The following is a 22575-nucleotide window of genomic DNA, read 5'->3' on the forward strand; positions in this document are numbered from 1 at the left end:
TATTTATTTCCAGTTGAACATGGAATGATTCAAATTTAAAATAAGTATCTGCTCGTAATATCATCATATCGTATTGCAATAATGTTTTATAACAATATATAGCTTATAATAGAGATTAAACGATGATCCTATCTTACTTAGTCTTTACATAGGGTCTAAATAGGTGGGGGTTTGTATGGTTACGATAAAAGAAGTGGCAGAAGAAGCAGGGGTTTCGGTTGCAACTGTTTCCCGGGTGATCAATCAAAATGGTTATGTTAGTGAAGAAACTTTGGAAAAAGTAAAAAGTGTAATTGACAAATTAAATTATAAGCCGAATTCAATAGCTAGATCACTTTATCATAAAACTTCAAATATGATTGGTCTCATTATTCCTGACATAACTAACCCTTTTTTTCCAGAATTGGCAAGGGCAGTTGAAGATGTTGCAATGATGTATGGATTTAAAGTTGTACTTTGCAACTCAGATCAAAACCCAGAAAAAGAAATGAAATATCTCGATTTGTTTAAAGAAAAATATGTTGATGGCATTATTTTTACTACACAATCACAAGAATCAACGGTTTATTCAGATTTAAATGTCCCTATAGTTGCTTTGGACCGTATTGGAGATACAACGATCCCTTCCGTTGTTTCAAATAACTATCAAGGTGCTAAGAAAGCTACTGAGCTATTGTTGCAAAAAGGTGTAAAAAATATTGCTCATATTAGAGGTCCAAAAAATATCGCACCTTCAGAAGCACGTTATCACGGTTTTATCGATGCCGTGGAAGGAAAAGGAGTTAATTATACGATAAGTGAAGCTGAATTTCAGCTGAAAGATGCGGAAAGAAAAGCCGAGCAATTCTTTGAAACTCACACAGGTATAGATGGAATTTTTTGTAGTAATGATACAATTGCAGCTGGGTTTTTGAAAGTAGCTTTAAAAAAAGGAATTAAAGTACCCGAAGACCTTCAAATTGTTGGATTCGATGGATCGTTTTTTGGCGAATTTATTTATCCAGAATTAACGACTGTATCCCAGCCTATATATGATATGGGAGCAGTAGCTACTCGATTGTTAATAAAAATAATTCAGGGCAATCAACCGGAAAAGTTACTATATGAAATGCCAACGACAATTATAGAGAGAGGTACGACCAGATAGTAATGGAGGAGATTGTATGAAGAAACCAGTGGTTTCAGTAGTTGGAAGTATAAATATGGACTTAGTGGTGAGTGCCTCCAAGCGTCCCATAGCCGGTGAAACAATCTTAGGAAATGACTTCCAGATTATTCCGGGCGGGAAAGGGGCGAATCAAGCTGTTGCCATTTCGCGTCTTGGGGCTGAAGTTCATATGATTGGAAGAGTTGGAGAAGATACGTTTGGTGCCAATTTAATAGAATTTCTAGAGAAGGAAAGTATATTCTTAGGTGGAGTAGAAACATTACCTGATATATCTTCAGGAGTAGCAGTTGTTACTTTAGCAGATCAAGACAATGATATTATTGTCGTACAAGGAGCCAATAAATATGTAACACCTGATTATATAAGAAAGTTCGAAAAGCAAATTGCGGAAAGTGACGTTGTGCTTGCCCAACTAGAGATTCCTATTGAATCAGTAGACGAGGCTGCAAGGCTTTGTCATAAGTATGGAACTACATTTATCTTAGATCCAGCTCCTGCCCAAGAACTTCCTTCTTTATTAGTAGAATATGCGGATTATATTACACCTAATCAATCAGAGCTTTCTCAGTTAACGTCAGAAGGAATGATGAGTTTAAAACAATACCCACAAAAACTGATTGTTACAGAGGGGAAAAGTGGAGTTATGTATTTTGATGGAAATGATATTATTAAAATATCTAGTTACCCTGTTAAAGCAGTAGATACTACGGGTGCCGGTGATACGTTTAACGGAGCATTCGGTTATGCTATCAGTCAAAAATACGATTTACAAACTGCTTGTGAATTTGCAAATGCAGCAGCAGCCTTATCTGTTACGAAGCTGGGAGCTCAAGGTGGAATGCCAACGATGGATGAGGTTAAAGAATTTCTTTATAAAAATGGAAAAGGAGATATTGTAATTGCTTGAAATAATTAAAAAAGAGAAGTACTAAAAGTTGTGGTATCTAAATTATTCTAAGTTTTTTATTGACTCTAGCTTGTGAATTTATTTTCCCTTTAAGCACCAACTACTATCTCTTCGGGGCCAGTTTACGATAAAGGCATAAAGTATACCAATCAGAAGCAACGATGCGGGAATGTTAAGGGAGGGGGGAACGAGAGTCCCCGACATTCCCCCATGTAACTTAATTATTTTTCGTTTGAGCCAAATTCATAATCGTCATATCATCCATCGGCGGGTTATGAAGGCCGGCACGAACATCGCGGTAATAGCGCTGTAATGGATTGTTCTCTGACAGACTTCGGGCACCGACGATACGCATCGCTAGATCCACTACATGAATTGCCTTGTTGACAACCGATAATTTTACGGCGCCAAGCTCTGGTCCCATTGTTTGCCTCATGCTTTCATCTGCTCCGTCCCATTTTCTAGCTACAGAGAAAAGGAAGTGTTTTGATTCTAATATCGCTAATTCCATTTCTCCCATCTTCTGTTTGACGTTTGGCAAGTCGGAAATGGTTCCGGATATGCTGTTAGGTGAATAAGTTCTAGCAAATTGATTAGCATAATCCTGAGCAGCGCGGGCGATACCGAGATAACAGGCTGGAATATGAAGCAGCCAACCCGTTGCTTTTCTCTTTCCACCTGTGAGTTCTTCCACGAGATCATCTTTTTCTACCTGCACATTTTCGAGAACGAGGTCGTGACTGCCTGTTCCTCTCATAGCAATGGAATCCCAGGTTTCATCAATGCTTACTCCTTTAATATCATGTTTAATTAAAAAGTTACCTATTTTCTCCGTCCCATCAATCGAGGCACTTACTACAAAATAATCAAGAATTGGAGCGAGGGTCGTGAATGTTTTTCTGCCATTAATTACCCACCCTTGTTCGGTTTTCTTGGCATACGTTTCCGGCTTTCCTCCACGTGTCGGACTGCCAGTGGCCGGTTCGGATGCTGCGTTATTCAGCAAGGAACCAGTTGCAACCACGTCTTTTGCTACGCTTGCAAACTTATCCTTATCCCAGATATTATTTTCGCCAAGATGTTTCATGATTCCCATATGCCAGCCAATGGAAAGGGCTGTTGACCCGTCTGCTTTACCGATGATCGCTTGCAGGTAAAGCATTTCACTGAGAGAAATCTCGCCACCACCATACTTTTTAGGTAATGTAAGAGCTGGATAACCGATACTTTTTAGTGCGTTGAAGTTTTCAAAAGGAAAAGTGCCTTTCTTATCATGCTGTGCAGCTCGTTCTGTAAAGGGAGCAACTGTTTTCTTGAGTAAATCAGCACGTTCCTCCATCGTTTGTAGCTCTGTGATTTTCATTCCATATCCCTCCGTTAGTTTGAGTAACCTTCCGTAAGTTGTAATCCTATTAATTTACTTGGTTTTATACAATTTATTATGTCATTAGGAGGTAGAAAGTTCAATAAATAGGTGGATTGGTCTCCCGTGATGGTAAGCAAAGTATGCCATTGACACGTTATATTTACTTAGGATGCTAACACGTATTCGTGGTAAATGTGAATTCGTGTATTAACTACATATTTAACTAACAAAATCAACACTTACATAAACTGAAACTTCATTCAGTGGAAGAAAAACAAAAACTCCGACTGAATGAAGTTTCAGTTTATAAGAAGGTACATGGATACCTTTGCCTAATCGTTTACTTATTCAACACACTTCCCTTTTCATAAGCAAGTGGTGTTACTTCCTTCTTGTTTCGGATTCTTTTTATATCTAGTCGTATCCATAAGGAAAGTGCCAAGGCGACGACGAATAATAAACTAAAAATCATCATAGTCAAATCATAACTATTGGTTGAATCATAAATCAGGGATAAAAGAAGCGGTCCAGCTAAACCAGCCATTGCCCAGGCAGTCAAGATGTAACCGTGTATAGCGCCCAGCTGCTTTGTACCGAATAAATCCCCAATATACGCAGGAATCGAAGCGAATCCTCCACCATAACACGAAAGAATTGCAAACAATAAAATTTGGAAAACGATTGGGTTGCTTGCAAAAGGTAATATAAAGAATGCAGCAACTTGAATAACAAAAAATACGGTGTATACATTCGGGCGTCCAATATAATCACTTAACGAGGCCCAGCCTAGTCGACCGGCACCATTAAACACACCCATGATGCCGACCATCGTAGCTGCAGCAAGCGCGGTCATCCCTGTGATCTCCTGTGCCATTGGAGATGCAACTGCAAGAATCGCAATGCCACATGTAATATTGATAAATAACATGAACCAAAGAAACCAGAAACGTCGTGTTTTAATTGCTTCATTTGCTGTTAACTGAGATAGATCGGGTTTGATCTTTTGGTTACTGGATTTCTTTTCCTCAAATCCTTTTGGTACCCAATCTTTTGGTGGCGGCGCTAAATAAAGGGAGGAAAGGTTCATGACAGTAAAGTATATTACTCCTAATATAAAGAAGGTGGCGGGAATATTGATTGCGTCAATTAACGCTGCAGCAAGAGGGCCGGAAATCATTGCCGCAAATCCAAATCCCATAATAGCTAGTCCAGTAGCAAGCCCCCTGCGATCCGGGAACCATTTCACAAGTGTAGAAACCGGCGCGATGTAACCAATTCCGAGCCCAATCCCACCAATAACACCATAGAATAAGTATAATAATAGTAAGGATTCTGTTAATGTAGCAAGTCCCGAACCAGCGACTGCAACGCTGAAAAATAAGGCAGAAAGCATCCCGGATTTTTTAGGACCATGCTTCTCTACAAATCTACCCATAAAAGCGGCGGACATTCCTAAAAAGAAAATTGCGATACTGAAAGCTGTAGATACCTGCGCCGTGTCCCATCCGTACTGCTCGACCATAGGATTTGTAAACACACTCCATGCATAAGCAGAACCAATGGAAAGATGAATACCTAAGGCTGAAGCAGCAATTAACCATCTGTTTTTAACTTTTCCCATCTAACATCCTCCTTTTTTAATATATGGAAAATTCTTGGTTGATATAATATTCTCTATCTATTAATCTAAAATATACACCAATTTGTAAGCGATTTCAATTACGGATTTTATTTTATTCTGTCCCCAGCTGAATAATGCTGGACCTTGCTGTAATAATTGATGGTGAATTCTATGATGAAGAAGCTAACCTCGGATTTTTAGTTGGAAAGGAGCGGCAAGCCTGTTTCATTCCGAGCAAGGTTTTACAGTAAAGAAATGAGTTGAATCCCTTAAGACTGCATTTCACGGTAGTGACTGGCAATAAACGTTAAATCCTCAATAAATAATGAGCGTAAATTCGGGCGGCGTCTGACAGCCAATGGATGATAAGCCACCGCTGTCTTAAACCCATGTATTTCATGCATGAAGCCGCGCAGTGATTTTACATCTACATCGGGATCTTGGAAAAAAGATTGGACTGCAACGTTTCCTAAACAGAGAATAAAATCTGGCTGTTTAAGTTGAAGCTGCTGAGTCAAGTGCATCATACAGACTTGTCGGACTAGCTCTTTATCATAAGCACGTACCGGCCTTCTTTTTAAAATGTATGTAATATACAATTCCTCCATTTCTAGTCCAACCTCTTTGGCACCCTGCTGAAGTGTCTGCCTTGTACCACAAACATATGCATTACCTTCACGGTCTTCACGTGCACCAGGATTATCAAGAATAACCATAATAGGTGCATTTGGATTTCCTTCACCCCACACCATACGTGAGCCTTGTCGGTATAACCCGCATTCCTTACACTCTCTAACATCTTTGGAGACCGGTTCCTCAGGCCACGGCATCGGACAAAAATCAGACAATGAATACGCCTCCTCTGCTTGCGAATGTATACATCTTAATTTGCCCCAATATCCTCAGTTCATAACCTCTCCTGTAGATATTCATTGCTTCTTCATCATCTATTAGTCTAAACTCTTACATAGGAGTAGATAAACTATGAATGAAAGACAAAAAGAACTTCTAAAAATACTTTTAACTGAATATCAAGTCCCGCTCCTAATCCAAGAACTTGCCTCGCGACTAGATTGTTCAGAGAAGACAGTGCGAAATGATTTAAAACAAATTGATTTATATTTACTCGAGGTGTCAAATGGCAGTATCGAGCGAAAGCCAGGTGTTGGTGTTACGCTTGAAATGGATGAAACGGAACGATTCGAAGTATTGCACTTGCTTTTATCAACGTCTCCTTTTCAAGGTAAGGGAGAGCGAATTATAGAAATTGCTTTTCAATTACTTACAAGTAATAATCCGGTTACAATCCAAGCCTTTGTTAATAAATATTATGTGGCAAAGACTGTGATTAAGAAAGAATTGGACAACATACAGCATTGGTTAGCGTCTTTTGACCTGGAATTGATTTCTAAACCAGGTCTTGGGCACATGATTAAGGGGACGGAATTGCAGAAACGCCAAGCATTATCACGGCTGCCGCTACTAGTTTCAACGGCCGATCGAAAATACGTCCTTGATTTATTTCTGCCCCATGAGATTACGACAATTAAGAAAGCGTTGCGTGATCTGCGACTGAACTATCATTTATCTTTTACAGATGAAGCAATGGAGAGTCTCCTTGTACATGCTCTCATTATGCTAAAGCGTACGAGACAAAAATCGCCTGTGCTTGTTAATGAAGAAGAAAAAGTTCATGTTTTTGGTCAGGAAGAGTATCGTTATGCTGTATCTTTTTTTGAACAACTGGAAGCCGTATTTCGAATTTCTTTTCCTGAAGATGAACGTGTGTATTTTACTTGGCATCTTATAAGCAGTAAGGTGACTGAAGACGGTCTAAATGATAAATTAAGTTCCGATTCCTTTTTACTGGAAGTAGTATCTAATCTAATTAGGAAGCTAAGCAAACTAACATTGTTTCCATTTAAAAAAGATGCGGTACTAGAAAGAGGATTAGTTGTGCATATGCATTCTGTGATTAATCGCATCCGATATGGTTTTCCCATTACGAACCCAATGTTACTTGAAATTAAAAAGATGTACCCGTACATGTTTAGCATGATTATTTTGGCATTGGGAGAGATAAGGCAAACGTATAATCTTGATATTAAAGAGGATGAGGCTGCATATCTCGTTTTACATTTCCAAGCCTCTATAGAAAGAATGGAAGGATTCAAAAATGAACGTAGGAAAACTTTAATTGTCTGTCATATGGGTGTAGGTATGTCCCATTTACTTGAGGCTAAAATTGCTCAAAATTATAAGGGAATTGAAATTGTCGCTTGTATAAGTAGAGCAGAGATAGATCAAGTTTTAAAGAGAAAAGAAGTGGATTTTATTATATCTACCGTTCCACTAGAAAAAGTGAAGGTACCCTTTATTGTTATTTCTCCTTTGTTGGAGACAAAAGATAAGGAAAAGCTTAGTCAGTTTTTGGAGGAGCTAGATCATAAGGTTGAAAAAAGTAGCGGTTCTTTACTTCAAAGCTTCATTTCTAAAGATTTGTTCTTCCTCGAAGTGGACAGGGAACATCGTTACGAAGTAGTTGAGTTACTCGGAAATGCACTGATTCAAAAAGGATATGTAAAGGAAAACTTTACTCATAGCGCACTACTTAGAGAAAGAAAATCTGCAACCTCAATTGGTGGAGGTATTGCTATACCACACGCTGATCCTGTTCTTATAAAAAAATCGGCTATCGCAGTAGCTGTTTTGAAGGATCCGATTGAATGGGGAAATGAATTTGTCTCTGTTGTCTTCATGCTTGCAATAGCAAATGCCGATCAAAAAATAACTAGGGAAGTTATCGGACAAATTGCAGCAATCAGCGAGGAACCGTTAATAGGGAAGGAACTAGCAAATGTGCAAAACATGCAAACATTTATAGACGTTTTAGAGAAGAGAGTAGGTTATTAAGCCTGCTTTCTTTTTTATGTATGGAAAGGTCTAATTAATCATTTATTACCACTAGTTCCGGTAAAAATAAAAACTTATTCATGGACAAGCTAGAGTTATAATAAGTTTAGAACGCAATTACTTTTCAAGGAGGATACATGATGAAAGTATTAGCTGTGACAGCTTGTCCAGTTGGAATTGCTCATACGTACATGGCTGCTGAAAATTTACAAAAAGCAGGCGAAGAAATGGGTATTGACATAAAAGTGGAGACGCAAGGATCAATTGGTGTAGAGAATCCATTAACGGAACAAGATATCGAAGAAGCAGATGCAATTATTATTGCTGCTGATAAAGAGGTATCAAAGGAACGTTTTGTAGGGAAGAAACTGATTGTGACAGGTGTACAGGATGGGATTCGTAAACCAAAGGAATTGATTGAACAAATCCAAAGTGGTGATGTAGCTATTTATCGTCCTGCATTAAGAGATGCAGAAAATATTAAGAACGAGCGTAAGAAAAAGGAAAATCCTATTTATAAACATCTAATGAATGGTGTTTCCTATATGGTGCCATTTATTGTTGTCGGTGGTTTATTGATTGCGATTGCATTGACACTTGGTGGAGAGCAAACTCCAGGTGGAATCGTGATACCGGAAGATTCGATTTGGAAACAAATTGAATCCCTTGGCAGTACAGCATTTATGTTTATGGTTCCGATATTAGCTGGATTCATTGCTGTAAGTATTGCTGATAGACCAGGCCTTGTACCAGGTATGATTGGTGGTTATATTGCTGCTAACGGAAGTTTCTACGGTAGTGAAGCCGGTGCAGGTTTTATCGGTGGGATTATTGCTGGTTTTCTAGCTGGTTATGTTGCATTGGCTATTAAGAAAATTAAAGTACCAAAAGCTGTTCAACCTGTTATGCCGATCATATTTATTCCAATTATTGCATCCTTTATTGTTGGATTATTATTTATCTTTGTTATCGGTGCACCAGTTGCACAAATCTTTGAGGCGTTAACGGTATGGCTTGCAGGTATGGAAGGGTCAAGCTCGATTTTATTGGCACTTATTCTTGGTGCGATGATTGCGATAGATATGGGTGGACCATTCAATAAAGTTGCTTTCTTATTTGGATCTGCCATGATAGCAGAAGGTAACTATGAAATTATGGGACCAATTGCTGTTGCTATTTGTATCCCACCAATTGGAATGGGACTAGCAACGATGATGAATAAGAAAAAATATCTAGATAATGAAAAAGAAGCTGGAAAAGCCTCTTTTACGATGGGGCTTTTTGGCATTACAGAAGGTGCGATACCATTCGCAGCACAAGATCCACTTCGTGTAATACCAAGTATTGTTGTTGGTTCTATGGTTGGATCCGTTATTGCGATGATTGGTAATGTAGGTGATCGGGTTGCCCATGGTGGACCAATCGTAGCTGTGTTAGGTGCGGTAGATAATGTAGCGATGTTCTTTATTGCATCCATTATTGGAGTTATTGTAACGGCATTTATGGTTAACTTCTTGAAGAAAGACGTGGTTGACGAGTCAACTCTTGCAGTGGCAGGTGGAGGTACGATCGGTGATTTAAATGAGGAAGTTCAAGAAGATGCTGAATCCGAGGAAGTTGAAATAGAAGAAATCAATAAACTAACCTCTATTACGAATGTTGATTTAATTGAAACGGATTTAGCTGGTGAAACTCGTGATGATGTTATCGATGAGCTTATTGGAAAGTTTGATGCATCCGGAATTTTAAATTCGAAAGAGGTTTTTAGACAAGCAATTTTAAATCGTGAAAGTCAAAGCACAACAGGACTCGGTATGAATATCGCAATTCCGCACGGCAAGTCAAACACAGTAAAACGCCCTGCGGTTGCATTTGGTATTAAGCGAGACGGTGTTGACTGGCAAAGTTTAGACGGAACGAAGGCGAAGCTCATCTTTATGATTGCAGTACCAGAGGAAAGTGCTGGAGACACTCATTTAAAGATTTTACAAATGTTATCCCGTAAATTGATGGACGAAGAGTTTAGAGAGCAGCTTTTGAATGTGCGCAGTTCAGAAGAAGCTTATGAGCTGTTAGATACGATAAGCTAGTTTGAGGGGCTATCTACTAAAATGACAGAAGGGAACCTTGTGTTTTCTTCTGTTCCTCTTATGATAGAATGACACTGTACATAAAAGAAAAATTAGATTAAAGGAGGTCACTATGTATAACGAACCTATTTTTCTACAACCTGTATTTCAAGAAAGAATCTGGGGTGGACAAAAACTAAATACACAATTTAATTATGACATTCCTTATGAACACACTGGTGAGGCTTGGGTTGTCTCTGCTCATCCTAATGGGCCAAGCATTATAGAGAATGGTCCATTAAAGGGAAAGACTTTAGCAGATGCTTGGATGTCGCATGGTGAATTATTTAACAGACGTAAAGACTATGAGGGTGATTATCCTTTATTAGTAAAAATTTTAGATGCAGCTGATGACCTGTCCGTGCAAGTACACCCGAATGATCAATTTGCACAAGAAGTAGAAGACGTACCATATGGAAAGACAGAGTGCTGGTATGTTTTAAGTGCAGAAGAGGGTGCGGAGCTTGTGTTAGGACATCATGCAACGACACAAGAAGAACTTGAAGATATGATCAATCGTGGTGAATGGGATCAATTGTTACGCCGTGTCAGTGTAAAGGCAGGAGATTTTGTATATGTTCCAAGTGGTACGATTCATGCAATTGGAAAAGGTATTGTAATCTTGGAAATACAACAAAGTTCAGACATTACGTATCGAGTATATGATTATGACCGAACAGATGTGGCGGGGAATAAGCGTGAACTGCATTTAGAACGTGCAAAACAAGTAACAACAGTTCCACATCAAGATGCAGAGGTAGAACAAACGGAAAATGTGGTAGGAGATTTAACAGTTAAGGAATTGGTGGAAGAGAAGTATTTTTCTGTGTATCACTGGGAGTTAAACGGTAATGCTGCACTTACGATGGATGAGGACTTTTTACAGGTGAGTGTCATTGCAGGTCAAGCAAAGCTAACAGTGAATGGTCAGGATTTTGAAATAGAGAAGGGGAGTCACTTTGTAATCCCACATAGTGTTGAAACATATGAGCTTACCGGTGAAGCGGAGTTGGTTGTTTCTCATACTTAAATGAAATAAGCCTTATTACTTAGAATAGCAATAAGGATGTATGAACAGAAACCAACTGATAGTTCATGAAAATCACCTTACAAAAAAGGTTCCGTCACAAATGATCGGAACCTTTTTTCAATATTCATGACTGTTTATGAGTTATGTCTCAGTTTTTCCCATTCAGCCCAACAAAGCCAGCGCAATAGCACCTTTGATCCCCTGTTCATCATTTAATGTAGGTGCTACAATCATTTCATCCAAATTTTCAAGCTGCATGTATGTATTCGACAATGCCATTACTTTTTTACGAATAAGTGGATATAGCTGCTCCTGTTTCATTACGCCACCACCAAGGATTACTTTTTCAGGAGAAAGAATAAGAAGATAATTTATGATAGCTTGTGCTAAATAGTCTGCTGTCATTTCCCATGCAACATGATCTGTTCCTAATAAATCTCCTTTTTTACCAAAGCGTTTTTCAATCGCTGGTCCTGAAGCTAAACCTTCTAAACAGGTACCATGGTAAGGACAGTTTCCTTCAAAATTATCATCTTTTCTTTGTTGAATAAAGATGTGTCCCATCTCGGGATGATTTTTGCCAATATAAGTTTGGCCGTCTTTCACAAATCCGGCTCCAATACCAGTGCCTACAGTGATATAAAGGACACTAGCAGCATTTTTTGCAGCGCCGTATTTGAATTCTCCTAATGCTGCAGCATTGACATCCGTATCTAACGTTATTGGTATATTATAATCTAGTTTTAGCTGATCTAATAGACGGTACTGCTTCCATTCTAGCTTCGGTGTGTTTAAAATCCTGCCAAATGTTTTACTCTTTTTATTCAAGTCAACAGGACCAAAACTTCCTACGCCTAGTGCTTGGATATCATAATTGTTGAAGAATTGCTTTGCCGCACCCAGTGTATTTACAGGGTCTTCTGTAGGGAATGTTGCCTTAGCTAAAACATTGCCAGATTCATCTCCAACAGCACATACAAATTTGGTACCACCTGCTTCAATCCCACCTATAAGCATGTTTCTCATCTCCTAAGTACTAGTTTTCTTACTCAATATAAAATAACATGAAAGCGCATAAAGAAAAAGAATAACTTAGATGAGAAGTGTTTTAAAGAAACTACCGAGAAGCGTCATGATTGGACTTGGAGACATTGCACAAGCAAAAAAACTAAAACAGATTGTTATTATGCGGAGTCTGTTATAAATTTGCAAGAGGTGAAGTAGTGAAAGCTTTTAATAACTTCCTCTTACTAGAGGAAAAACAATGCGTGTTAATGAAATCGCTTTAGCGTTACGATAAATAATAGATTCAGAAATAAATTACATTAGAAACCTGGGGGAATTATCAAATGAAAAATATATTATTAGCATGCTCATCAGGAATGTCAACAAGTCTTTTAGTTAACAAGATGAAAGAAGCAGCTGCTGCTAAAGGAATAGAAGTCAATATTTGGGCTGTTGCACAAGATAAAGCACCAACTGAAATCGAAAAGGCTGATGTTCTTTTAATCGGCCCGCAAATGAGATTTATGAAGAAGAAATTCTCTGTAGTGGCAGAGAAAGCTGGAGTTCCATTAGACATTATTGATCCCATGGCTTATGGTCGCGTAGATGGAGAAGCGGTTTTAAATAAAGCATTGGAGCTAATTGGTGAATAATTATTAAGAGGGGGAGCAAAAAAATGAACAGCAGGTTTATGGAAGTTTTGGAAAATATACTGTTACCAATTGCAGACAAACTTAACAATAATAAATATTTGACGGCATTACGTGACGGCTTCATGGTTTCATTACCATTAATTATTTTTGGTTCAATATTCGTTGTCCTCGCAAATCTGCCATTTTTAGATAAATTGATTGGGGAAAAAGCATTTGTAACCTATCAGGATGCATTAGGACCTGCTTCAGCCGCAACCTTAAGTATTATGGGCTTGTTCGTCATTATTGGTATTGGATATAAGCTGACCGAGCAATATGGTTTGGAGGCTATTTATGGTGGGGCGGTTGCTTTAGCTTCATTCTTAATCTTAACACCGCAAGTGGTTGAGGGAGTGGCAGGTGTTATTCCAACAGTAAGCTTAGGTGCACAAGGGATGTTCTTAGGAATCATTACAGCATTCGTTTCGGCTGAACTATACCGGTTTTTTACACAGAAAGATTGGACAATCAAAATGCCACCAGGCGTTCCAGATGCAGTTTCTAAATCATTTAGTGCATTAATTCCAATCACATTAACATTATCATTCTTTTTAATCATTCGTATTATTTTCAGCTATACACCATTTGAAACGATACAGAACTTTATCTATACCATCATTCAACAACCATTGACTGCTCTAGGTAGCGGCTTGCCAGCAACTATTGTTGCAGTACTTTTAATTCAAGTTTTCTGGTTCTTTGGTTTACATGGGCAAATTATCGTAAACTCTGTATTTGATCCAATTTGGTACGCATTAAACGATGAAAACCTGCAAGCGTTCCAAGCTGGTCTTGAGTTGCCAAACGTTGTAACAAAACAGTTTATTGATACTTTCTTGGTTGGTATGGGTGGGACTGGTATGACGTTAGCAGTTATCATTCTTATCTTTATGATTGGACGAAGCAGGCAGCTAAAAGAGCTAGGAAAGCTTGGTGCTCCAGCGGGTATATTCAACGTAAACGAGCCAATTATCTTTGGATTACCGATTGTTATGAATCCATTAGTTCTGATTCCTTGGATTATCTCTCCGGTTGTTATAACAATTATTACGTATATTGCGATGTCAACTGGAATCGTACCGAAGCCAGCTGGAATTATTGTCCCCTGGACTACACCGCCGCTTATAAGTGGATTTTTAGCAACAGGTAATGCATGGCAAGGTGCGGTACTGCAGGCATTTAATATAATGGTCGTAATGATAATCTGGTGGCCGTTTTTGAAAATTCTAGATAAAAACTATTATGAGAAAGAGAAAAGCGGGAATAAGTAAATAAAAAAATGGCCCGATTTTTAAAATGGGCGTCATCCGGATGTATGATGCTAGCAACTTATGAGAGGTGAACAAGTATGGACAATATAACAGAAATTGCATTTCAAATCATTTTATATGCAGGAAATGGTCGTTCTAGTGCGATGGAGGCTATTCAAGATGCCAAAGAGGGGATTTTTGAAGAGGCTGATCGAAAAATTGTAGAAGCGGGTGAAGAACTAACGAAGGCACATGATTTTCAGACAAAGCTATTACAAGAGGAAGCTAATGGAGGAGGGGCGAACGTGAATGTTATTTTAATTCATTCACAGGATCATTTAATGAACGCTATGACTATACGGGATCTAGCAGTGGAATTCATTGAAATCTATCGTAGAAAATAATAATAAGGAGGTACATAAAATGTCAATTCAATATAAGTTTCCAGAAGGATTTTGGTGGGGAAGTGCAACCTCGGCAACGCAAATGGAGGGGGCTGCCAATAAGGAAGGAAAGGGAAAAAATATCTGGGATCATTGGTACGAAATTGAACCAAATCGCTTTTTTGAAGGCGTAGGACCAGAATCTACTTCTGACTTTTATTACCGGTATAAAGAGGATATCCAATTAATGAAGGAAATTGGTCACAACACATTTCGGCTATCAATCTCTTGGTCTCGGCTAATCCCTGGTGGACGTGGTGAAGTCAATCAAGAGGCTGTGAAATTTTACAATAATGTTATTGATGAACTACTTGCTAATGGGATTGAGCCTTTTGTAAACCTATACCATTTTGATATGCCATTCGAGTTACAAGAAGAAGGTGGCTGGGAAAGCAGATCTGTTGTTGATGCATATGCAGCATATGCTAAAGAGGCTTTCCATCTATTTGGTGATCGTGTTTCAAAATGGTTTACTTTCAACGAGCCAATTGTGCCAGTTGAAGGCGGTTACCTATATGACTTTCATTATCCTAATGTAGTGGATGGAAGACGAGCGGTACAAGTTGCATACAACACAATGATTGCTCATGCAAAAGCGGTGGAAGTTTTCCGTACATTTGCGATTAAAGATGGAAAAGTAGGTATAATTTTAAATCTAACGCCATCTTATCCGCGTAGTCAAAACCCTGCTGACTTAAAAGCATCTCATATTGCAGATTTATTTTTCAACCGTAGCTTCTTGGATCCAGCAGTCTTAGGGGAGTATCCTGAAGAATTAATCGAAATTTTACGGGGACACGGTCAATTACCTATTACAGAAAATGGAGATAGTGAGCTAATTAAAGCAAATACTACTGATATTCTGGGTGTCAATTATTATCAACCACGTCGTGTAAAAGCAAAAGAGCATTTGCCAAACCCACATGGACCTTTCATGCCTGATTGGTTCTTCGATAACTATGAAATGCCGGGGCGTAAAATGAATCCTTATCGCGGCTGGGAAATTTACGAAAAAGGTATCTATGATATTATGATTAATTTAAAAGAAAACTATGGCAACATTGAATCCTTCATCTCGGAAAATGGTATGGGAGTTCAGGATGAAGAACGCTTCTTAGAAGAAGGAGAAATTCAAGACGACTACCGAATTGACTTTATCCGTGAGCATCTAAAGTGGTTGCATAAAGCAATCCAGGAAGGGTGTAACGCAAAAGGCTACCACCTCTGGACATTTATGGACAACTGGTCTTGGATGAACGCTTATAAAAATCGATATGGATTCTTTTCAGTCGATGTAAAGACAAAGGAACGCACACCGAAGAAAAGTGCATACTGGATTAAAGAGGTGTCCGAGCAAAATGGGTTCTAATAAGAATCAAGTAGTATTTCTTTTGTTAGTAAAGTCAATATTAGTAAAATAAGAAGAAGGTATTGATGGCTCTATTATCTTAGTATTTTTTCTAAAAGGTTCTGGCTCGAGATGTGTATCAGAGCCTTTTATCACGTAATAACGGTCTGTAATCCCCACTGAATGAGATTCACTTTATGGTTAAAATAATGATAAAGGAATCATGTTAATAGGAACTGGTACACCGGAAGAAGGTGGAATAAGATGCTAGAATATAGAACAAAAACGATATTACGAGAATTAATCGCAGTTGAAGCTCCCGTTACCGGTAGTTACTTAGCTTCTTTAACTCAAGTAACAGTTCGAACCACGAGAGAAGATATTAAAAATCTTTCGATGCTATTAAAGGGAAATGGGGCTATGATCAAGTCATTAAAAGGGAAGGGGTATCAGCTGAAAATTATAGATGAACAACTTTTCCGAGACTTTTTAACAGAAATATCAAGTAATAGCCAATCAATGAACGAGTTTGTTCCAGATACACCTGAGGAAAGAACGAAATATATCATTATACGACTTCTACTTAATAAGAATTATATTAAATTGGATGATTTAGCGGATGAGATGTATATCAGTAGGTCTACTATTCAAAATGATTTAAAGCAAGTAAGAAAAATATTGCTTAAATACGAACTTAGCTTAGAAGTACGTCCGAATTATGGTTTGAAAGTGAATGGAAATGAAATGAAACTTCGCTTTTGTATGGCTGAATATATTTTTGACTGGAATGAAGATATTGGGGAGCAACTGATGGACCCATATCTCGCTTCCTTTGATCAGAAAGTACTTGATGGTTTTTTGAAGATTATCATAGAGCAAATTAATTCCCATTCTATCACTCTTTCAGACATAGCGTTAAATAATTTACTCGTTCATATTGCCATTGCTTATAAGCGGATAAAAAGTGGTAATCATGTGAAATTATATAATATGGACTTACAGGATATTTTGAACCAAAAAGAATATAAAGTTGCGCAGGAGATCGTAGAAGAGATAGAAGAAAAGTTCCAAGTTGAATTTCCGCAATTAGAGGTAGCCTATATTGCCATACATTTACTTGGGACAAAAATGCTTTCTCAGGCGAATCATGCTGTTGAAGAGGTAATTGATAAGGATATCTTTCATCTTGTTACATCGGCGTTGAATAAAGTCGAGCAAGAATTGAACCTTGGAATTGATGAGGATAAGGAGTTAATATTTGGGTTATGTCTTCATTTAAAGCCGGCTGTTAATCGGTATAAGTATGGCATGAATATACGGAATCCAATGCTGGAAGATATTAAAAAGAATTATCCATTGGCATTTGAAGCGGCTGTCTATGCCGGAATAATAATCGGAGAAGAAACAGGAACTGAAATAGATGAACCTGAGGTTGGCTATATTGCCCTTCATATAGGAGCAGCGATTGAAAGAAGGAAGTTGAAAAGTGGACCAAAGCGCTGTTTAATCGTATGTGCGTCTGGCTTTGGAACAGCACAATTAATCTATTATAAATTGAAAAATCAATTCGGTGAGGATTTAGATGTTGTTGGGACCACGGAATATTATAAATTACGTGATTATAATTTGTATGATATAGATTTTATTGTCAGTTCGATTCCAATTCAAGATAATATTCCAGTACCAGTTATTCAAGTTAATGCCATTTTAGGAGATCACGATTTAACGAAGATTGGACGATTTGTGGGAGAGCAAGGCCAATCGATGAATCGTTATTTTAGTGAGGAGTTAACGTTTCTTCGGAAAAAACACCAAACCATGGATGAAGTTTTGAGTTTTCTAAATGATGAATTGCTTAAGAGAGGTATAGTAGACGAGACGTTTCTAGAAGCGGTTTACGAAAGAGAAAAAGTGGCTCCGACTTCATACGGCAATTTAGTAGCAATACCGCATCCGATAACACCAAAGACTAAAAAAACCTTTTTAACTATATGTACTTTAGAAAAGCCAATAAGATGGGAAGACAAACCGGTTCAATTTATTTGCCTTCTATGTGTTAAGAAAAATTCCCAAGAAGACCTACAGGCAATGTATGAAATGCTTGGGGAGATAATTGATAGTAGTACGATGGTTGAAAGGTTGATTAAAGCTAGTAATTATAAAGAGTTTGTTGGGAGTTTTTTATGCTAAGGGATGGTGCTATAATGTGCCCGAGCGAAATATCACTCTGCAACAAGTTTTCTCATTTTCATTTCGTTCTCACCCATCCAAATCAACTGCATTCCCCACATAATCCCGTAAAAAAATAATAGAAATACCATAGAGAGAGGTATACACTGTAGTATAAAAAACTACCTAATTAGAAGATAGCACGGCACGATAATTAGGTAGTTTTATAGTCCAGCGCACCTCATCGTGCAACTCGCGAAGTTAAGAATGTTATTCATTTCATCAATTTTTCGGGTAAACAATCGAAATTCAAGTTGATAAATTTGTAGGAAATATATTCTTGAAGTAGAGGGGGCGTATTACTTTAAATCCCCCTTATCCTTCCCAGTTCCAGCTTTATCATCGTTTCCTGAATGTATGCTTTCTTCTTCGCTGAATCATCCATGCTTCCAAACCTCCGGAACCAAAGATTACACCTGAAACAATAAAAATGAGTCCGATAAAATGCGAAAATAGAATGGCTTCATTTAGGAAGATTGCTGCCCCAATAAGGGAGAAAAATGTATTTAAATTTAAAAAGATAGACGTTTCCGCTGGTCCCAATTGACTAATGGCATAATTGTAGGCCATATGGCCAACTCCAGTTGCAATAATAGCTGAAAAAAGAAATACGAGCCAGATGGAGTAATCGACATTGCCTAAAGAAGCGATTCCCTTTGTCTCTGTCCCAAGGCTAATCACAAATAGAACGACAGAGCCAATCACTAACATGTAACCAGTCAGCAGTCTTGGATCCATTGTTTCTGCTGCTTGCTTGATGACGATAAAACTAAGTGCCTGAGCAAGGATCGCCAATAAAATATAAAAATCGCCGATGTTAATTGTATTTAGTCCTCCATTTCCTGCTAACACTGTGAAGCTCACACCAATAAAACCTAAGATAAAACCGATAAATTGAAGTATCGTTGGTTTTCGTTTTAAAATGACCGTTGCAAAGATAACGGTTAAAACTGGTCCCATACCTAAAATCAACCCAGCATTTGTCGCACTTGTCATCGTTAAGCCGCTTGCTAAAAAATAATGATGCATGACCACACTAAAGATAGATCCGCCGACTACATAAAACCATTCTTTATTCTTGGGAAGTCTTACCAACTTTGTAAAGGTTAATATGATAAATACAACCAACCCAGCAGTTAGAATTCGTAAGGAGGTAATTGTAATTGGCATAAAGTTTTCAACAATTACTTTAAGGGCAGATACATTTATCCCCCACATAAGCATGACGAATATAACGACAAGATACGTATTGCGTGTCTTCTTATTCAATCTTGAAGCACCACCTGAGGATTTAATAGAATCAACTACCAATCTGTATGGGCAGTATAGGTTTTCTATTAGTCTATCATATATTATTTGGATTAGAGAAAAAAATAAAAAAAGGCCAACAACCGATACCTGTTCAATAAAACAAAATCAGGTGTTGAGTGTTGACCGTTAAAGCATAGGTTGTTTGAATTTATCCGCGTGTGCAATTACTTTTTAAAAAATTACTCTACATCAATCTGGGCACGTTGTAACTTTCCGCTATAATCTACATAGACTGCTTTCCATTCTGTGAAAACATCTAAAGCTTGAATACCGGAGTCACGATGACCATTTCCAGTACCTTTTGTTCCACCGAACGGCAGATGAATTTCTGCTCCAGTTGTCCCCGCGTTTACGTATACAATTCCAGTATCTAAATCTCTTTGCGCCTTAAATACTTTATTCACATCCCGAGTGAAAATAGAGCTGGATAAACCGTATTCCACGCTGTTATTGACTTCTATAGCCTCTTCAAACGATCCAACAGGAATTAATGATACAACTGGACCAAAAATTTCTTCTTGAGAAATCCTCATATCAATTGTTGCATCCGTAAACACAGTTGGTTCAAAGTATAAACCTGCAGCATACTCATCCCCAGTTAGTTCATTTCCCCCAGCAATTAGTTTTGCGCCTTCATCTTTGCCGATTTTTATATAGGACTTAATTTTTTCCAAACCAGCTTTATTGATGATTGGTCCGACCTTAACGTCATTATGCAATCCGTTTCCAATTTTTAACTCTTTTATTTTCTTTAATATGAGTTGTTCGAGGTCCTCTTTCACAGCTTCATGTACAATTACACGGCTACATGCTGTACATCTCTGCCCGCTCGTACCGAATGCACTCCATACGATTCCTTCTGCAGCAAGTTCCAAATCTGCATCATCCATGACAGTTACTGCATTTTTGCCACCCATTTCAAGGGAAACTTTTTTCAATTGCTCTCCGCATTTAGCTGCGATGCGTCTTCCTGTATCATTCGAACCTGTAAATGAAATGACCCGAATATCTTTATGGTTCACAAGAGCATCTCCAACGGTTCCTCCAGATCCAAACACAACGTTTAAAACTCCCTTAGGAAGACCAGCCTCAATAAAAATCTTCATCAGTTCATTCGCCATTAAAGGTGTTTCTGTTGCGGGCTTCCAAACGACAGCATTACCTGCGACAATTGCCGGAAAGGATTTCCATGTAGCAATTGCAATTGGGAAATTCCAAGGTGTGATCAGACCAACAACACCAATTGGGGCTCGTACACTCATTGCGAACTTATCCTTTAATTCGGCATTTGTTGTCTGGCCAAAAAGACGACGTCCTTCCCCAGCCATATAATATGCCATATCGATTCCTTCTTGAACTTCTCCACGAGCTTCTTCGAGTACTTTTCCATTTTCCATCGTGAGCAGCTTAGATAAATGTTCTTTCTTTTCTTTCATGATCCTGCCCACTTCAAATAAAACTTCTGCTCTCATAGGTGCTGGCACGAGTGCCCATTCTTTTTGTGCAGCTTTTGCAGCTTTCACTGCCTGATCCACATCCTCCTGAGAAGAAAGAGGGACTTTAATAATACTTTCTCCAGTTGCCGGGTTAATTACATCTGTTGTTTCATTCGCTTCAATCCACTCACCATTAACATAATTCATCAGCACTTCTTTATCTAACAATTTTTCTGTCATTTACACCTCTCCTTATCCAACTTTGTATTACTTTACCTAAAGATTTTAATTCACCATAGCGTACATTCCTTTTAATTTCTATGGTTATTGTGCACAAATAATTAAGAGAAGGGACAGGTATCTGGTTTCGAATCAGTAAAAGAACGGAAAAAGGGAGCTGTTCCTCTGTTCTAAAATTAATTGTATGAGTTACACAAAATATCTAGCGATAAAGTGAAACTTCATTCAGTGGGGAATTCCTTATCTCCCCACTTCTAAACATGTTGGGCTTCCCCCATGTTTAGAGGTAGGGGTATTACAGACCGTTAATGCGTGATAAATAATATACGTTGTCAAATTGAAAGTTGGGCAGTATAATAAAAAAATGATACATAATTTACAGATAATTCTATCATAAGAGGGGAGAGGGAGTTACATGAAAATTCTTGTAACAGAACTAATGTGGGAAGACGGGATTGAAGAATTGAGAAGAAAGGGATATACGGTGGATTACGATATGGAATTAAGCCGGAAAAGAGAGGAATTGCTGCGTTTACTTCCGGGATATGATGCCTTAATCGTTCGTAATGAGACGAAAGTAGATACAGAGTTTCTTGAAGCTGCAAAGAAAACGCAGGTAATTGGCCGTCTGGGTGTCGGGCTTGATAATATCGATTTGCAAGGTGCGAGGGAAAGGGGTATCCCTGTAATCTCTGCTCGGAATGCAAATGCTACTTCTGTTGCAGAATACGTAATGGCGGCGATGCTTGATGCTTCTCGACCACTTGCAGCTGCGGATGCAGATGTACGTGAGGGAAACTGGAATCGTAAATTCTTCACAGGGTATGAACTGAGTAAACGGACACTTGGACTTGTCGGTATGGGGGAAATCGCTCATCGTGTAGCGAAGCGGGCAAAAGCGTTTGGAATGAACGTGATTGGTTATGACCCGTTTATTGCTCCTTTTGATCATGTCATTCAGGAAACCGGAATCAAACAAGTGGAAATGGATGAGTTACTAAAGGAGTCCGACTTTGTTTCCATTCATGTACCGTTGAACAAAGCAACAAAACACCTGATTAATCGTAAAAAGTTCCCGCTAATGAAGCCACATGCATATGTAATTAATTCAGCAAGAGGCGGAATTATTCATGAAGAAGATCTGGTCGAAGCAGTGGAGGCAAAACAAATTGCTGGTGCTTACCTTGATGTGCTGGAAAAAGAACCAGTGCAAAAAGATTCTCCGTTAGCAAGGGTTGACTCTATTAAGCTTTCGCCACATATCGCAGGGTTAACGATTGAAGCCCAATCTCGGACAGCGATGCTAATTGCTGAAGAAGTAGATCGGGTAATGAATGGCGGACAGTCACTTTGTCGAGTAAATTAATTAAAGTAATATGAAAAGCAGCCGATGAAAGGCTGCTTTTTCTATTACCCAACTTTCGCACTGATTAACTTCATAAAATGATTTAATCTTTAAATAATCCCTCTATAAAGATTTGTTAAAA

17 protein-coding genes are annotated in these 22575 nt (G+C 38.3%); 11 read left to right on the top strand and 6 right to left on the bottom strand.

What is annotated here, in order from left to right; translation table 11 throughout:
• Positions 1 to 175 precede the first annotated feature (175 nt).
• Together SPD53_RS14275 and rbsK are read left to right on the top strand one after the other, a co-directional pair.
• The gene (locus tag SPD53_RS14275; RefSeq protein ID WP_336252974.1) at positions 176 to 1147 is read left to right on the top strand and encodes a LacI family DNA-binding transcriptional regulator; all 972 of its coding nucleotides are present in this window, start codon (positions 176 to 178) and stop codon (positions 1145 to 1147) included.
• Between the two features lie 16 nt (positions 1148 to 1163).
• Positions 1164 to 2075 carry a ribokinase gene (gene rbsK, locus SPD53_RS14280; RefSeq protein ID WP_336252975.1) on the top strand — a complete coding sequence of 304 codons (912 nt, stop codon included), beginning with the start codon at positions 1164 to 1166 and terminating at the stop codon, positions 2073 to 2075.
• Positions 2076 to 2292: 217 nt separating this feature from the next.
• Here rbsK and SPD53_RS14285 read toward each other — a convergent pair whose 3' ends face one another.
• The 3 genes from SPD53_RS14285 to SPD53_RS14295 all read right to left on the bottom strand — a co-directional run bounded on the left by SPD53_RS14285 (position 2293) and on the right by SPD53_RS14295 (position 5910).
• On the bottom strand, positions 2293 to 3438 hold the full coding sequence (locus SPD53_RS14285; protein WP_188856200.1) for an acyl-CoA dehydrogenase family protein: 1146 nt from the start codon (positions 3436 to 3438) through the stop codon (positions 2293 to 2295).
• A 343-nt stretch (positions 3439 to 3781) separates the two neighbouring features.
• A complete protein-coding gene (locus SPD53_RS14290; RefSeq protein ID WP_336252976.1) occupies positions 3782 to 5062 on the bottom strand; it encodes an L-lactate MFS transporter in 1281 nt (426 codons plus the stop codon).
• Between the two features lie 269 nt (positions 5063 to 5331).
• The gene (locus SPD53_RS14295; protein ID WP_336252977.1) at positions 5332 to 5910 is read right to left on the bottom strand and encodes a uracil-DNA glycosylase; all 579 of its coding nucleotides are present in this window, start codon (positions 5908 to 5910) and stop codon (positions 5332 to 5334) included.
• A 136-nt stretch (positions 5911 to 6046) separates the two neighbouring features.
• Here SPD53_RS14295 and SPD53_RS14300 point away from each other — a divergent pair, with 136 nt between their 5' ends.
• The 3 genes from SPD53_RS14300 to manA all read left to right on the top strand — a co-directional run bounded on the left by SPD53_RS14300 (position 6047) and on the right by manA (position 11134).
• Positions 6047 to 7975, top strand: a complete 1929-nt coding sequence (locus SPD53_RS14300; protein WP_336252978.1) for a BglG family transcription antiterminator — start codon at positions 6047 to 6049, stop codon at positions 7973 to 7975.
• Between the two features lie 140 nt (positions 7976 to 8115).
• Positions 8116 to 10065, top strand: a complete 1950-nt coding sequence (locus SPD53_RS14305) for a PTS fructose transporter subunit IIABC (protein WP_156855248.1) — start codon at positions 8116 to 8118, stop codon at positions 10063 to 10065.
• A 112-nt stretch (positions 10066 to 10177) separates the two neighbouring features.
• The gene (gene manA / locus SPD53_RS14310; protein ID WP_336252979.1) at positions 10178 to 11134 is read left to right on the top strand and encodes a mannose-6-phosphate isomerase, class I; all 957 of its coding nucleotides are present in this window, start codon (positions 10178 to 10180) and stop codon (positions 11132 to 11134) included.
• 162 nt (positions 11135 to 11296) lie between these two features.
• Here manA and SPD53_RS14315 read toward each other — a convergent pair whose 3' ends face one another.
• Positions 11297 to 12151, bottom strand: coding sequence for an ROK family protein (locus tag SPD53_RS14315; RefSeq protein WP_336252980.1), 855 nt, complete (start codon positions 12149 to 12151; stop codon positions 11297 to 11299).
• A 332-nt stretch (positions 12152 to 12483) separates the two neighbouring features.
• On the opposite strand from SPD53_RS14315, the gene SPD53_RS14320 reads away from it, so the two are divergent.
• The 5 genes from SPD53_RS14320 (at position 12484) to SPD53_RS14340 (ending at position 18062) form a co-directional block, all read left to right on the top strand.
• The gene (locus tag SPD53_RS14320) at positions 12484 to 12792 is read left to right on the top strand and encodes a PTS sugar transporter subunit IIB (RefSeq protein WP_336252981.1); all 309 of its coding nucleotides are present in this window, start codon (positions 12484 to 12486) and stop codon (positions 12790 to 12792) included.
• 23 nt (positions 12793 to 12815) lie between these two features.
• Positions 12816 to 14102: a PTS cellobiose transporter subunit IIC gene (celB, locus tag SPD53_RS14325; RefSeq protein ID WP_336252982.1), complete on the top strand. Its 1287-nt coding sequence runs from the start codon at positions 12816 to 12818 to the stop codon at positions 14100 to 14102.
• 77 nt (positions 14103 to 14179) lie between these two features.
• Positions 14180 to 14485 carry a PTS lactose/cellobiose transporter subunit IIA gene (locus SPD53_RS14330; RefSeq protein ID WP_156855094.1) on the top strand — a complete coding sequence of 102 codons (306 nt, stop codon included), beginning with the start codon at positions 14180 to 14182 and terminating at the stop codon, positions 14483 to 14485.
• Positions 14486 to 14504: 19 nt separating this feature from the next.
• Positions 14505 to 15893 carry a glycoside hydrolase family 1 protein gene (locus SPD53_RS14335; protein ID WP_336252983.1) on the top strand — a complete coding sequence of 463 codons (1389 nt, stop codon included), beginning with the start codon at positions 14505 to 14507 and terminating at the stop codon, positions 15891 to 15893.
• A 243-nt stretch (positions 15894 to 16136) separates the two neighbouring features.
• The gene (locus SPD53_RS14340; protein ID WP_336252984.1) at positions 16137 to 18062 is read left to right on the top strand and encodes a BglG family transcription antiterminator; all 1926 of its coding nucleotides are present in this window, start codon (positions 16137 to 16139) and stop codon (positions 18060 to 18062) included.
• 378 nt (positions 18063 to 18440) lie between these two features.
• Here the strand turns inward: SPD53_RS14340 and SPD53_RS14345 are convergent, their stop codons facing one another.
• A complete protein-coding gene (locus tag SPD53_RS14345) occupies positions 18441 to 19370 on the bottom strand; it encodes a DMT family transporter (RefSeq protein ID WP_336252985.1) in 930 nt (309 codons plus the stop codon).
• Positions 19371 to 19591: 221 nt separating this feature from the next.
• A complete protein-coding gene (locus SPD53_RS14350; protein WP_336252986.1) occupies positions 19592 to 21088 on the bottom strand; it encodes an aldehyde dehydrogenase family protein in 1497 nt (498 codons plus the stop codon).
• Between the two features lie 415 nt (positions 21089 to 21503).
• On the opposite strand from SPD53_RS14350, the gene SPD53_RS14355 reads away from it, so the two are divergent.
• The gene (locus SPD53_RS14355; RefSeq protein ID WP_156855087.1) at positions 21504 to 22454 is read left to right on the top strand and encodes a hydroxyacid dehydrogenase; all 951 of its coding nucleotides are present in this window, start codon (positions 21504 to 21506) and stop codon (positions 22452 to 22454) included.
• Positions 22455 to 22575: the final 121 nt, after the last annotated feature.

Source organism: Oceanobacillus sp. MO10714A (assembly GCF_037072045.1).
Lineage (GTDB): Bacteria > Bacillota > Bacilli > Bacillales > Amphibacillaceae > Oceanobacillus > Oceanobacillus indicireducens.